11 protein-coding genes are annotated in these 11,944 nt (G+C 66.9%); 9 read left to right on the forward strand and 2 right to left on the reverse strand.

The window, feature by feature from the left end; genetic code table 11:
* The 7 genes from CGK93_RS00760 to CGK93_RS00790 all read left to right on the forward strand — a co-directional run bounded on the left by CGK93_RS00760 (nucleotide 1) and on the right by CGK93_RS00790 (nucleotide 6,866).
* The gene (locus CGK93_RS00760; protein WP_089593179.1) at nucleotides 1-555 is read left to right on the forward strand and encodes a D-glycero-alpha-D-manno-heptose-1,7-bisphosphate 7-phosphatase; all 555 of its coding nucleotides are present in this window, start codon (nucleotides 1-3) and stop codon (nucleotides 553-555) included.
* Nucleotides 552-1,640, forward strand: a complete 1,089-nt coding sequence (locus CGK93_RS00765) for a glycosyltransferase family 9 protein (protein WP_089593180.1) — start codon at nucleotides 552-554, stop codon at nucleotides 1,638-1,640. Before CGK93_RS00760 ends, CGK93_RS00765 begins: the two co-directional genes overlap by 4 nt.
* Entirely contained in the window at nucleotides 1,637-2,722 is a 1,086-nt protein-coding gene (locus tag CGK93_RS00770) for a glycosyltransferase (protein ID WP_089593181.1), read from the forward strand. The genes CGK93_RS00765 and CGK93_RS00770 overlap by 4 nt, the downstream gene beginning before the upstream one ends.
* Entirely contained in the window at nucleotides 2,719-3,987 is a 1,269-nt protein-coding gene (locus CGK93_RS00775) for a glycosyltransferase (RefSeq protein ID WP_089593182.1), read from the forward strand. Before CGK93_RS00770 ends, CGK93_RS00775 begins: the two co-directional genes overlap by 4 nt.
* Nucleotides 3,984-4,697 carry a D-sedoheptulose-7-phosphate isomerase gene (locus tag CGK93_RS00780; protein WP_442857003.1) on the forward strand — a complete coding sequence of 238 codons (714 nt, stop codon included), beginning with the start codon at nucleotides 3,984-3,986 and terminating at the stop codon, nucleotides 4,695-4,697. The genes CGK93_RS00775 and CGK93_RS00780 overlap by 4 nt, the downstream gene beginning before the upstream one ends.
* Nucleotides 4,694-6,097, forward strand: coding sequence for a PfkB family carbohydrate kinase (locus tag CGK93_RS00785; protein WP_089593183.1), 1,404 nt, complete (start codon nucleotides 4,694-4,696; stop codon nucleotides 6,095-6,097). The genes CGK93_RS00780 and CGK93_RS00785 overlap by 4 nt, the downstream gene beginning before the upstream one ends.
* Nucleotides 6,098-6,170: 73 nt before the next feature.
* Nucleotides 6,171-6,866, forward strand: coding sequence for an SDR family oxidoreductase (locus tag CGK93_RS00790; RefSeq protein ID WP_089593184.1), 696 nt, complete (start codon nucleotides 6,171-6,173; stop codon nucleotides 6,864-6,866).
* On the opposite strand, the gene CGK93_RS00795 is transcribed toward CGK93_RS00790, so the two are convergent.
* The gene (locus CGK93_RS00795; protein ID WP_198318313.1) at nucleotides 6,832-7,998 is read right to left on the reverse strand and encodes a glycosyltransferase family 9 protein; all 1,167 of its coding nucleotides are present in this window, start codon (nucleotides 7,996-7,998) and stop codon (nucleotides 6,832-6,834) included. The genes CGK93_RS00790 and CGK93_RS00795 overlap by 35 nt on opposite strands.
* 110 nt (nucleotides 7,999-8,108) lie before the next feature.
* Between CGK93_RS00795 and rfaE2 the strand changes: the two genes are divergently transcribed.
* Both rfaE2 and CGK93_RS00805 read left to right on the forward strand, forming a co-directional pair.
* Nucleotides 8,109-9,698 (forward strand): D-glycero-beta-D-manno-heptose 1-phosphate adenylyltransferase, encoded by a 1,590-nt coding sequence (rfaE2, locus tag CGK93_RS00800; RefSeq protein WP_089593185.1) that lies wholly within the window; start codon nucleotides 8,109-8,111, stop codon nucleotides 9,696-9,698.
* Between the two features lie 9 nt (nucleotides 9,699-9,707).
* Nucleotides 9,708-10,742 carry an NAD-dependent epimerase/dehydratase family protein gene (locus CGK93_RS00805; protein ID WP_089593186.1) on the forward strand — a complete coding sequence of 345 codons (1,035 nt, stop codon included), beginning with the start codon at nucleotides 9,708-9,710 and terminating at the stop codon, nucleotides 10,740-10,742.
* 3 nt (nucleotides 10,743-10,745) lie between these two features.
* Here the strand turns inward: CGK93_RS00805 and CGK93_RS00810 are convergent, their stop codons facing one another.
* Complete coding sequence (locus CGK93_RS00810) at nucleotides 10,746-11,828, reverse strand: FUSC family protein (protein ID WP_232481493.1); 1,083 nt, start codon at nucleotides 11,826-11,828, stop codon at nucleotides 10,746-10,748.
* Nucleotides 11,829-11,944 lie beyond the last annotated feature (116 nt).

The raw sequence follows: 11,944 nt of genomic DNA on the forward strand, positions 1-11,944 counted from the left end.
ATGGGAGGATCCGGAACGTTGAAGGCGGTCCTGTTTGACCGCGACGGAACACTGGTTGTTGACGTGCCCTACAACGGCGATCCGCAGCTGGTGCGGCCCATGGACGGTGCGCTGTCCGCCCTCGAAAAAGTGCGCCGCGCGGGACTGGCCACCGGAGTGGTGACCAACCAGTCGGGCGTGGCGCGGGGGCTGCTCACACTGGAACAAATGCACGCCGTCAACCAACGGGTGGAGCAGCTGCTGGGTCCTTTCGACGTATGGGAGTTCTGTCCGCACGCACCGGAGGACGGCTGCGACTGCCGCAAACCTGAGCCGGGAATGATCCTGGCGGCCTGCAGGGCTTTGGGCATCACCGCGGAGGAAGCTGCTTTTGTTGGCGACATCGGTGCTGACATGGAGGCGGCTGCCGCAGCGGGTGCCAGAGCTGTATTGGTGCCAACGGAAGTCACCCGGTGTGAAGAGATCGAGGCCGCCGGCAGTGTTGCCGCGGACCTGGGGCATGCAGTGGAGCTCCTGCTCTCCGGGGCACTGGAAGAACAGGAAACCCGTGTATGAGCCGCGTCCTGGTGGCCCGCTTGGACAGCATGGGAGACGTCCTGCTGTCAGGACCGGCCTTGCGCGCTGTGGCCAACGGAAGCAGGCCGGATGGCAGCCGTCCCAATGACGTGGTGCTGCTGTGCGGTCCCGAAGGATCGGGCGCGGCGGAGCTCCTGCCCGGAGTGACCCAAGTGCACACGTGGGAGTGCCCGTGGATTGTGAACCAGGCACCCCCTGTCACGGAAGAGATGACGCGGGGACTGATCGACTTTGTCCGCAGCTCGCGGATCCAGGAAGCCGTCATCCTTACGTCCTTCCACCAGTCCCCGCTTCCACTGGCGATGCTCCTGCGACTGGCCGGCGTCAAAAAGATCACGGGCGCGTCCACGGACTACGCAGGCTCCCTGCTGGACGTCCGGCTCAAGCCGGGCGAGGACTTTCCGGAGGACCAGCCGGAAGTGGTCCGGGCGCTCACCATCGCAGAGGCCGGCGGCTGCATGCTGCCCAACGGCGATGACGGAAAGCTGCGCATCACCTCCGGCCCGGATCCTGAAGGGATAGCCGACGCGTTGGCTGACGAAGGACCGTACATTGTGGTCCACCCGGGATCGGCCGCCCCGGCAAGGGCCTGGCCCGCGCTGCACCATGCAGCAACCGTGGAACTCCTGGAAGCCTACGGGCACCGGGTGGTGGTCACGGGCGGCCCAGGGGAGACCTCACTGACGGCAACAGTGGCCGGTCCCTCCGCCAGGAACCTTGGCGGTGGAACCGACCTGCGGACGCTGGCAGCGGTACTGGCGGGAGCCGCCGTCGTGGTCACCGGCAATACCGGTCCCGCGCATCTGGCGGCAGCTGTGGGAACGCCGGTGGTGAGCCTGTTCGCCCCGGTGGTTCCGGCCATCCGATGGGCGCCCTACGGGGTGCCGCTGGAACTGCTGGGTGACCAGGACGCTGCCTGCAAGAACTCCCGGGCCCGCCTCTGCCCGGTGCCCGGGCATCCCTGCCTGAGCTCGGTCACCCCGGAGCAGGTTGTCGAAGCCGTCGAAAGGCTCCTGGGAGGCGTGTCCTCCCTCTCCACCCGACGAAAGGTTTGGAAACCATGAGGATCCTGGTGTGGCACGTCCACGGCGGATGGATGGAGGCCTTTGTCCGCGGCCGGCATGAGTACCTGCTGCCGACATCGTCCGACGGCGGCGCGTGGGGTTTGGGGCGCGGCGGCCGTGAGTGGCCTGCCGCCGCCCAGGAAGTGGACCTGGAAACCCTGGACCCTGCCAGTGTTGACGCTGTTGTCCTGCAGAGGCCCGAGGAAATCGCAGCAGTAGCCCGATCACTCGGCCGCCGCCCGGGTGTGGACCTTCCCGCTGTGTACCTGGAACACAACACGCCCAAGGGCGACGTCCCGTTCACGTTGCACCCTTTGGCAGACCAGAGCACCATACCCGTGGTCCACGTGACCCATTTCAACCAGCTCTTCTGGGATACGGGGACGGCAACCACCACGGTGATCGAGCACGGCATCCCCGACCCCGGGCACCTGTACACCGGCGAACAGGAAGAGATGGGCGTGGTTGTCAATGAACCCGTCAGGCGTGGCCGTGTCACGGGAACCGATCTCCTGCCCGGATTCGCCGGGGTGGGGCCGCTGCGGGTCTTCGGCATGGGCACGGAAGATCTGCCCGGGGCGCTGAATCTCAAGGGCTACGGGCTGAGCGAGGTCCGGCTGCACATTGCCGGCGACGTGCAGGCGCCCAAACTCCACCAGGAACTGGCGCGCTGCCGTCTGTACCTTCACCCGCTCCGCTGGACCTCGCTGGGCTTGGCGCTGCTCGAAGCGATGCACCTTGGAATGCCCGTCCTGGCACTGGCCACCACCGAGGCGAGCCGCGCCATCCCGCACGGTGCAGGCCTGGTCTCCAACGACGTCGACGATCTCCAAGAGTTCGCCCGCCGGTTGCTGGACGACCCGGACGACGCCTACGCCATGGGCATCGTTTCCCGCGAGGCCGCGCTGCAGCGCTATGGGCTGGACAAGTTTCTTCGGGCCTGGGACGAACTCCTGGCCGAACTTCCCCAGGGCGCGCGCCGGGGAAGCCGTGCACAATCCGGAACAGCTTTCAGCAGCCACGACGCCGACGCCAGCCACGACCCCGACGCCCGCCACGACTCCGAGAGGACGCACCCATGAAAATCTCCATGGTCTCCGAACACGCCAGTCCGCTGGCTGCCTTGGGAGGCGTTGACGCCGGAGGACAGAACGTCCACGTGGCGGCCCTTTCATCAGCCCTGGCAGATCGCGGCCACCAGGTCACGGTCTACACGCGGCGCGACGATCCCGATCTCCCCGCAAAGGTGCAGGTTGGCCCGGGACTCACCGTGGTTCACGTGGACGCCGGCCCGCCCCGGCGCATCCCCAAGGACGACCTCCTGCCGTTCATGGGCGAGCTGGCGGACGGTATCTGCGAGGACTGGGGGGACCAGATCCCCGACGTCGTCCACGCCCACTTCTGGATGTCCGGCCTCGCCGCCATCCAGGCATCAAGACGGGCAGGAGCTGCCGACCCCGTTCCTGTGGTGCAGACTTTCCACGCCCTCGGCTCCGTAAAACGCCGGCACCAGGGCGCTGCCGATACCAGCCCGCCCGCCAGGGCATGGCTGGAGCCCTGGGTTGGGCGCGCCGCGGACTGGGTCATCGCCACGTGCCCGGACGAGGTCTTTGAACTCAAGGCCCTGGGCATCAGCCGCTCCAAGATTTCCATCGCGCCCTGCGGCGTGGACCTCACCCTGTTCCCTGGAACGTCCGACGCCGAACCCAGGACCCGCACGCATCGGATTCTGAGCGTGGGACGCCTTGTGCAACGCAAGGGCGTGGACCTGATCATCCAGGCGCTGCCCCTTCTGGCGGAGGCGGGCTTCACCGACGTCGAGCTCCTGATCGTTGGCGGTTCCGGCGACGCCCTGACCCTCGAGGAAGACCCGGAGGCCCAACGGCTCCATGCCCTGGCGAAAGAGCTGGGCGTCGAGGACAAGGTGACCATGCGGGGTCAGGTGCCCCGCGACGCCATGCCCGGCATCTTCCGAAGTGCGGACGCCGTGGTTTGCGCGCCGTGGTACGAGCCGTTCGGCATTGTGCCCCTTGAAGCCATGGCGTGCGGGGTCCCGGTGGTGGCGGCAGCCGTGGGCGGACTGCGGGAAACCGTGGTTGACCGGAAGACCGGGCTGCACGTCCCGCCGCGTGATCCGGAAGCCTTGGCGGAGGCGCTCGGAAAGCTGCTGGGCGACCCTGAGCTGCGGGCCGACATGGGCCGCACCGGAGCGCGCCGGGCGCGCTCCCGCTACTCCTGGGAACGGATCGCAGCGGACACCGAGAAAGCGTACCGATCCGTCCTGGCTACCGGGCTGTCCCGGCAATCCAACGAAGGTTTGGAACCACTGGAAGGAACGGCACTGTGAACATCAAAGGCTCCGTGACCGTCACAAGCAGCGCTCCTTCCACCGGGGACAGCGTCCCGGACACTGTACCGGCGCGGTGGGCTCCCGATCTTGCCGATTCCAACCACACGGCCGAGGTCACCAAGCACTTGGACAATGTCCTGCCCGCGCTGGAGTCGCTGCGCTCGCAGTCGGGGCGCTTAGCCGGGTGGGGAACGGAATTGGCCAAGCGGCTGCTGGCTGGGCAACGCCTGCTGGCGGCCGGCAACGGCGGTTCAGCGGCTGAGGCGCAGCACCTGACGGCCGAGCTCGTGGGCAGGTTCGACGACGAACGCGCCCCCTTCTCCGCCATCTCGCTCCACGCTGAGTCCTCAGCCGTCACGGCACTCTCCAACGACTACGGCTACGAAGAAGTCTTTGCCCGCCAAGTCAGGGCCCACGGCCGTGCGGGCGATGTCCTCCTCCTGCTCTCCACCAGCGGACGCAGCCCCAACCTGCTCAAAGCCGTCCGTGCAGCCAAAGAACGCGGCATCACCACGTGGGCTCTCACAGGCGCAGGGCCCAACCCGCTGGCCGACTCCTGCGATCAAGCCGTCACCGTTGAGGCCATCTCCGCGAACGCCCAGGAAGGGCACCTCATTGCCATCCACGCCGTGTGCCGGGCCTTTGATGCCGAGGTCGCCAAGCGCGCGGGCTCGGGCCCACACTCCTACGGAGCGCGGCAGCCATGAGGATCACCGTGGTGGGCGACGTCCTCCTGGACGTGGATATCAATGGGGCCGCCACCCGACTCAGCCCCGACGCGCCCGTGCCGGTGGTGGACGTAGCCGACGTCCGGCGTCGTGCTGGTGGCGCTGGACTGGTGGCTACTGTGCTCGCGCAGGACGGCCACAGCGTCTCGCTGGTCACCGCCCTGTCCAACGACGACGGCGCCAGCCACCTTAGGCGCGCCCTGTCCGGTGTCTCGGTGCTCGCCGGAGTCCCGCTCGCCCCCACGCCCACCAAGACACGGGTGCGGATCGGGGCACATCCCATGGTCAGGTTCGACCAAGGGTGCGCCCCGGCTCCCGTTCCCGCCAGCACAGGGGAGATGCTCGCAGCCATCGCATCGGCGGAGGCCATTGTGGTGGCCGACTACGGCCGGGGGATGACCGCCAACACCGAGATCCGTTCCGCGCTTGCCGACGCCGTGCGCCGCGTCCCTGTGGTGTGGGACCCGCATCCTGCCGGTTCCGAACCCGTGGCGGGTGTCGCCGTCGTGACGCCGAACCTTATCGAGGCCATGACGGCAGCGAATGCGGCCGGGCTGGAACCGTCCACAGGTGCCGAAGAAGCAGGCCGTTACCTCCTCGAAAAGTGGGGAAGTGGAGCCGTTTTGGTGACGAGGGGTGAGGACGGGGCGCTCTTGCTGTCAGCCGGTGCCGCACAAGGTATCCCCGCCCCCAGAACCAACGTCAGTGATCCCTGCGGAGCCGGCGACCGACTGGCCGGCAGCCTTGCCGTGCACCTGGGGTTCGGGCTTGACCTCGCGCAGGCTGCCGCCCGGGCAGTGGAGGATGCATCGGCATTCCTGGCAGCGGGCGGAGCGGCGTCGTTGGCGGTGGTGACCGAAGCGCCCGACGCCAGTCCCGTCGTCGAGCTTAAAGGTCTGGAACTCGTGGGAGCCGGCGATCTTGACCCGGAGGGCGTCCAGTTGGCTCGGGCTGTGCGGGCCGCAGGAGGCACGGTGGTGGCCACCGGCGGATGCTTCGATCTCCTCCACGCCGGTCACGCCCGGACGCTGGCTGCCGCGCGCAGCATGGGCAATTGCCTCATCGTTTGCCTGAATTCCGATGAATCGGTCAGGCGGCTCAAGGGCGCACACCGGCCAATCGTCAGCGTGGAGGACCGGGCGGAGTTGTTGCTGGCTCTTGAGTGCGTTGATGCCGTGGTGGTGTTCGACGAGGACACTCCCGAGGCCTGCCTCACCGAACTGCAGCCCGATATCTGGGTCAAGGGTGGCGACTACACCCCCGAAGAATTGCCGGAAGCCCGCGTCATGGCGGGTTGGGGAGGGCGCTGCGTCACTGTGCCCTTCCATCCGGCACGCTCCACCAGCGGCCTGGCTGCAGCCTTGGCCAAGGTCAGCTGACAACTGCACCGCCAGCTGAGAGCAAGCACCCAAGCACCGAGCACCCAAGCACCGATCAACCGAGAGGAACCGCATGAACACGCAAACACCTGGTCGCGTCATCGTCACTGGAGGCGGCTCCGGCCTTGGCGCTGCGATCGTGGAAGCCATCCGCGACGCCGGTGGCACGCCCTTCGTCTTCGACCGCGATGTCAGCAATGTGTCCGGGGCCAAAGCCTTGGAAGTGGACGTCTCCAACCGTGAAGCGGTGGAAGCCGCCGTCAAAGAGGCCGCCGAAACCCTGGGCGGCCTGGACGCAGTGGTGACGGCGGCGGGCATCGATCGCTGCGGCAAGCTGGGCGACGTCCCGGCGGAAGAATGGGAAAAGGTCATTGGAGTGAACCTCCTGGGCACAGTGTCGGTGGTCCGTGCGGCACTGCCCTATCTGAAGGGATCACGCGGCAGGGCCATCACCATCGCCTCCACGCTGGGTCTACGGGCGCTGCCCGATGCCACGGCGTACTGCGCCTCGAAGTTCGGTGTGATTGGCTTCAGCCGTGCACTCGCAGCGGAAACCGGGGGCGTCATCGGCGTCACCACCATCATCCCCGGCGGCATGAAGACCCACTTCTTTGACGACCGCGACGAACAGTACAAGCCGCAGGACGACTCCAAGCTCAACGATCCCGCCAACGTGGCGCAAGCAGTGGTGTTCGCCCTCTCCCAGCCTTTCGGCAGCGAGGTCCGCGAACTCCTTATTTGCCCCGCAGAAGAAGGCTCGTGGCCGTAAGGTCCAGCACGTCCTGAATAACGTCGGCCACGGCGATGCCCGTGATGAGGGTGTCGTCGTGGCCGCAGTGCGGTGCCGTCCATCCCACCTGGGTGACGTCAGCTCCGCAGCGCGGACACTGCGTAGCCCACGACATCCGGACGCGGTGGAGGCCCCTGCCGCGCGGCCCCGCATTGAGCACGTTTCCCACCCAGAAGATTCCCACTGTGGGCGTCCCCAGCGCTTGGGCCAGGTGCCGGGGACCGCTGTCGCTGGCGAGCATCACTGTTGCCTCCGACAGGAGAGCCGCCAGGTCCCCAACGTCCAGCTCGCCGGCTATGGAGCGCACGGCGTTCCGGTCACCCTCAGGCAGTCGGCGAACTGCCAATTCAGCTACTTCCTGCGCCAACGCCTTCTCGGCGTGGTCGCCCACGATCAGCACCTGGGCCCCTTCCCGCGCCAACCCCGCCGCGGCTTCAGCAAAATACGACGCCGGCCATCGCCTCCGGGGATCGGTGGCACCCGGGTGGACCACTACCAGCGAGGTCCCCTGCGGGTCCCGTATTCCCGCCATGTTCTGCTGATGCTCAGGACTGGGGCGCAAGGGAGGGGAGATGATGCTTGGAGCTCCGGCGAGACCCGCCACCTCCAGCCAGCGGTCCGGTTCATTCTGGTAGTAGACGTAATCAAGGTTCCGCTCCAACGGCTCCGCGTCCTTGGTGCGCGTACCCACGGTATGCCGCGCACCAAGACGATGCAGGAACGGGTTGGAAAACCGTCCGCCGCCGTGCATTTGAAACGCAACATCGAATTCCCTGGACCGCATCGAGTCGAAGAACGCCTCCTGCGCAGCGAGGTCCTCAGCATCGTCCTCAAAGCGCTCGCCGTTGCGGGGACCGTCATGGACGCCGCGTGCCACGGGCAGCATCTCGACGGCGTCAACAGGACCTTCCGTCGCGGCCACCAGTGCCGCATGGATCGGCGTGCCCAGAAGCGTGATGGTGGCGTTGGGGTACGCGTTCTTCACCGCGTGGAGCGCCGGGTAGAGGTACATCAGGTCGCCCAATCCACCGCCCCTGAGGACCGCAATCCGCGTGACGTCGCTGAACTTTGCCAGCACGGGACCGATGCCGGGGCTCGCAGGAACATCCATGGCGATTCCTTCTTCACGGTGGCGGAAACCAGCGTACCCGGCGTGTGAAGCCCGTGCCGCGGGGTACCTGAGGGGAACAGGAAACTGTCAGCCCAAACGGAAGGTACCCCATGGCACGCCTATCCAATCAAGAGGGTCCGGCCCATCACGAAAGCCTGGCCCATCAGGAGGGCCTGGCTGACTGGTTGCCGGGTCGCCTGGCCGAGGCGCATCCCGTGGTGACGGTTATCGGCGACTCCATCCTTGACGGCTGGTGGGATGGAACCATTGAGCGGTTCTGCCGAGAAGCCCCAGCCCCTGTGGTCCAGGTCCAGCGCCGTGACTTCGCCCCGGGAGGTGCGGCCAACACGGCGATGAACCTCGCCGCCATGGGGGCGAGGGTTCGTTTCGTGTCACTCGTGGGAGAGGACACAGGAGGCCGCACGCTCCTCGAACAGCTCACGTCGGCGGGAGTGGACGCATCGCATGTGGTGTCCCATGCCGGCATGACCACCACCACCAAGTTCCGTGTGAGCAGCGGCGGGCAGGTGATGCTGCGCCTGGACGACGCCGCGGAAGAGGTTCCCGCAGATGGCCTCCGGCAGGTGGCCGCTGCCATTCCCGAAGCACTCCGCGGAGCATCAGCCGTGGTGCTCTGCGACTACGGGGCAGGGGCGTTGGAAGGTGCGGTACGGGACGCAATTTTTGAGCACCTGGGTTCCCGGGGCGATAGTCCCGCTGAATCCGGCTCTGCCAGTGCTCGTCAGGACACCTTGGTGGTAGTGGACGCCCACTCTCCAGGGCGCTGGGCCCAACTCCATCCGGACCTGGCAACCCCCAATGCGCAGGAAGCCGCCAGGCTGCTGGGAACTGAGTTTCCCGGTGGTGCTGCCAGGTGCCCCTTTGTGGAAGCCCACGCGGCCCAGCTCCTGCGCGCCTCAGGTGCGGCCGCCGTCGTCGTGACGCTGGACCGGGAGGGGACGCTGACCATCCGCCCCAACGGTGACGCCCACAACCCGGCCACCCACCGGACGTGGGCGCGGCCGCAAGCGGAAAAGCAGGCTTCGGGCGCCGGCGATACCTTCGTGGCGGCATTGACCATTGCCCGCGCCGCCGGATTGCCGTTGACCACCAGCGTGGATCTGGCCCAAGCCGCGGCGGATGTTGTGGTGCACCGGCCAGGTACCTCCGTCTGTACCACTGACGAGCTGGCGAAGCACCTCGGCGGGTTCGCCGATACCGCATTGACGGACGCCGAGCTGGCGCGGCACGTGGAGGAGCATCGCCGGGAGGGTAAGCGGATTGTGCTGACCAATGGGTGCTTCGACGTCCTGCATCGGGGCCACACCCGCTACCTCAACCAGGCCAAGCAACTGGGCGACGTGTTGGTGGTGGCACTGAACAGCGACTCTTCCGTGCGGAAGCTTAAGGGCCCGGACCGTCCTGTCAACCACGAGGCCGACCGCGCAGCAGTCATCGCGGCACTGAGCTGCGTGGACCATGTCACCGTGTTCGACACCCCTACGCCCATACCGCTCATCGATCTGTTGCGGCCGGACGTTTACGCCAAAGGCGGCGATTACACGCCGGAGATGCTCCAGGAAACCGAAGCCGTGGAGCGGTATGGCGGCACAGTGACCATCCTGGACTACGTGCCGGAGCACTCCACCACAGCAGTCCTGGAACGCATCCGTTCCACGGGCGAAACCCCGCAGGACTAAGGAATCATCATGCGTATTGTGATCATCGGTGCAACAGGGCACGGCGGCACGGAACTGCTGAAGCGGCTCCAGAAGGCACGCTCTGAAGAAGGCGCGGATCTGGAACTCGTGGGCGTCGTCCGCCGACAACCGGATCCTGACGCCGCTCCCTATCACGGTGTGGAGTGGCACACCCTGGACATCAGCGCCACCGGGGATCAGCCCGCGCTGGAAGCAGCCTTGGCGGGAGCCGATGCTGTGGTTCATCTGGCGTGGCTCATCCAACCGAACCACAACCGGGAGATGCTTCGGCGGACCAATGTGGCCGGGACTGCCCACGTGCTGGCCGCCGCGCGCAAAGCCGGGGTAGGTCACGTGGTGTGCGCGTCATCGGTGGGCGCCTACTCGCCTGCTCCCAAAGACCAACGGACCAAGGAAGACTGGCCGGTGGGTGGGATCAGCAGCTCGCACTACAGCGCTGACAAGGCAGCGCAGGAAAGGCTCCTGGACGGGTTTGCCAAGGAGAACCCGGACGTCGTGGTGGCGCGCCTCCGCCCGGCGCTGATGTTCAGCGCCGGTGGCGGCAGCGAGGTTGGCCGCTACTTCCTGGGCCGGGTTCTGCCCCGGCTGGTTCCGCGTAAGCCCTGGCTGCCGTTCCTCGCCGTCCCCAAGGAAATGGTGTTCCAGGCCGCCCACACGGCCGACGTCGCTGATGCGTACTGGCGGGTGCTGGAGCGCAAGGCGGAAGGTGCTTTCAACATCGCCGCCGAGCCGGTCATCGACCCCAACGCCTTGGCGTGGATTCTCAACGCCCGGCGGGTCATGCCGTTCCCGCTGCCGGTGCTCCGCGCCGTCGTCGAGGTCAGTTGGCGGCTTCGGCTGCAGGTGACCGACGGCGGATGGGTGGACATGGCAGCCAACGCCCCCATCATGGACACGGAGCGGGCGCATTCGCTTTTGGGCTGGTCGCCCAAGCATTCTTCGCTGGAGTCGTTGGCGGAGATGCTGGACGGGATCGGTGCAGGGAAGGGGCGGGAAGCATCCCCTCCGTTGAAACCGCGGTAGCCCTTACTCGGCGGACAACACCACGGTCAGGATCCGGCGCAGGCTCATGGCCACCGAGGCCGGAGCGTTCACCGGGGCTTGGTCAGCGGCGGCCCCGGCCACGGCATCGCTGAGGGCAGTGATGCTGTCCTTGGCCTGCGCCAGCCGGTTGGCCAGCTCGCCGTTCTCGGCGTCCCGCCAGTGGTCCACGACGGTCGCCACGGATTCCAGGGCTTCGGCCAGGGGGCCAACCACGGCATCGGGGATGACAGTCCCGGCACCTTCTTCCCAGATGGCGCTGGCCAGGACGTCGGTGATGTCCTGGACATGGAACGTGAGCCGTTCAAGGGTCTTCAATCCGGCGAGGTCGCCAGGGATCCGGGTTGCCCGACGGCGGGACCTGGGGTTCGCTTTGGCGCTCAGCTCTGCCTGGTGGACGGCAGTCCGCACAGCTGCGGCGGTGAGCGAGAGGTCATCGCTGCGGCTGGCCCAGGCTTCGTGGTTGGGTGGCCAGGACTCTTCCATGGCCCGGGCCATGTCCTTGAGCTGCCGTGACAAGGCTTCCTGATGGCCTGCGATGGCGGGGTCGATGTCATCGAGGTGCAGGGGCGGGAAGACCAGCCAGTTCACTGCAAAGCCAACCGTGACGCCCAAGGCCATCTGGAGGACGTAGGCAAAGGAGAAACCCTCCGCGTTGGAGTCGCCCAGCACCAGGACGAACAACGCCGCCATGGGAATCCATTCAGATGCTGTGCCCAGCCGGGGAAGGCCGCCGATGAGGACGCCAAGTCCCACCACCACGGCGACAGCCAGGGCAGTGGGAGCGGCGACAGTGGTGATGGCGAAGGCCATACCGATGCCCAACACCAGCCCCGCCAGGCTTTGGAGCCCATGTTTAGCGGAGTCGGCCACAGTGGGGTGCATGCTGACCAAGGCACCAAGCGGCGCGTAGTACGGGTACGCAGCGGCGGGGCCGGGCATGAAGGGCGCGAGGTACCAGGCGAGGCCTGCTGCGACGGCCGTTTTGGCAGCGAACAGGAGTCGGTGGCGGGTGACAGTTTTTCGAAGCGCGGGAATCAGCCGTCGCCTCGCGGGCAGTTGGCTCATCACCCCAACATTCGCAGGTATGGTCCCGGCTGTCGAGCGGAAAGTGCAGAACGTGAGCAGGGACATCAATTCGTTCGATTGGGTGATTAGATCCCCGGCAAACGGGTACAGACCCA

It is taken from the genome of Arthrobacter sp. YN (genome assembly GCF_002224285.1).
Classification (GTDB): Bacteria; Actinomycetota; Actinomycetes; order Actinomycetales; family Micrococcaceae; genus Arthrobacter.

Coding starts and splice junctions, on each gene's coding strand:
- CGK93_RS00760 (WP_089593179.1), top strand. CDS start 1: ATGGGAGGATCCGGAACGTTGAAGGCGGTCCTGTTTGACCGCGACGGA.
- CGK93_RS00765 (WP_089593180.1), top strand. CDS start 552: ATGAGCCGCGTCCTGGTGGCCCGCTTGGACAGCATGGGAGACGTCCTG.
- CGK93_RS00770 (WP_089593181.1), top strand. CDS start 1,637: ATGAGGATCCTGGTGTGGCACGTCCACGGCGGATGGATGGAGGCCTTT.
- CGK93_RS00775 (WP_089593182.1), top strand. CDS start 2,719: ATGAAAATCTCCATGGTCTCCGAACACGCCAGTCCGCTGGCTGCCTTG.
- CGK93_RS00785 (WP_089593183.1), top strand. CDS start 4,694: ATGAGGATCACCGTGGTGGGCGACGTCCTCCTGGACGTGGATATCAAT.
- CGK93_RS00790 (WP_089593184.1), top strand. CDS start 6,171: ATGAACACGCAAACACCTGGTCGCGTCATCGTCACTGGAGGCGGCTCC.
- CGK93_RS00795 (WP_198318313.1), bottom strand. CDS start 7,998: ATGGATGTTCCTGCGAGCCCCGGCATCGGTCCCGTGCTGGCAAAGTTC.
- rfaE2 (WP_089593185.1), top strand. CDS start 8,109: ATGGCACGCCTATCCAATCAAGAGGGTCCGGCCCATCACGAAAGCCTG.
- CGK93_RS00805 (WP_089593186.1), top strand. CDS start 9,708: ATGCGTATTGTGATCATCGGTGCAACAGGGCACGGCGGCACGGAACTG.
- CGK93_RS00810 (WP_232481493.1), bottom strand. CDS start 11,828: ATGAGCCAACTGCCCGCGAGGCGACGGCTGATTCCCGCGCTTCGAAAA.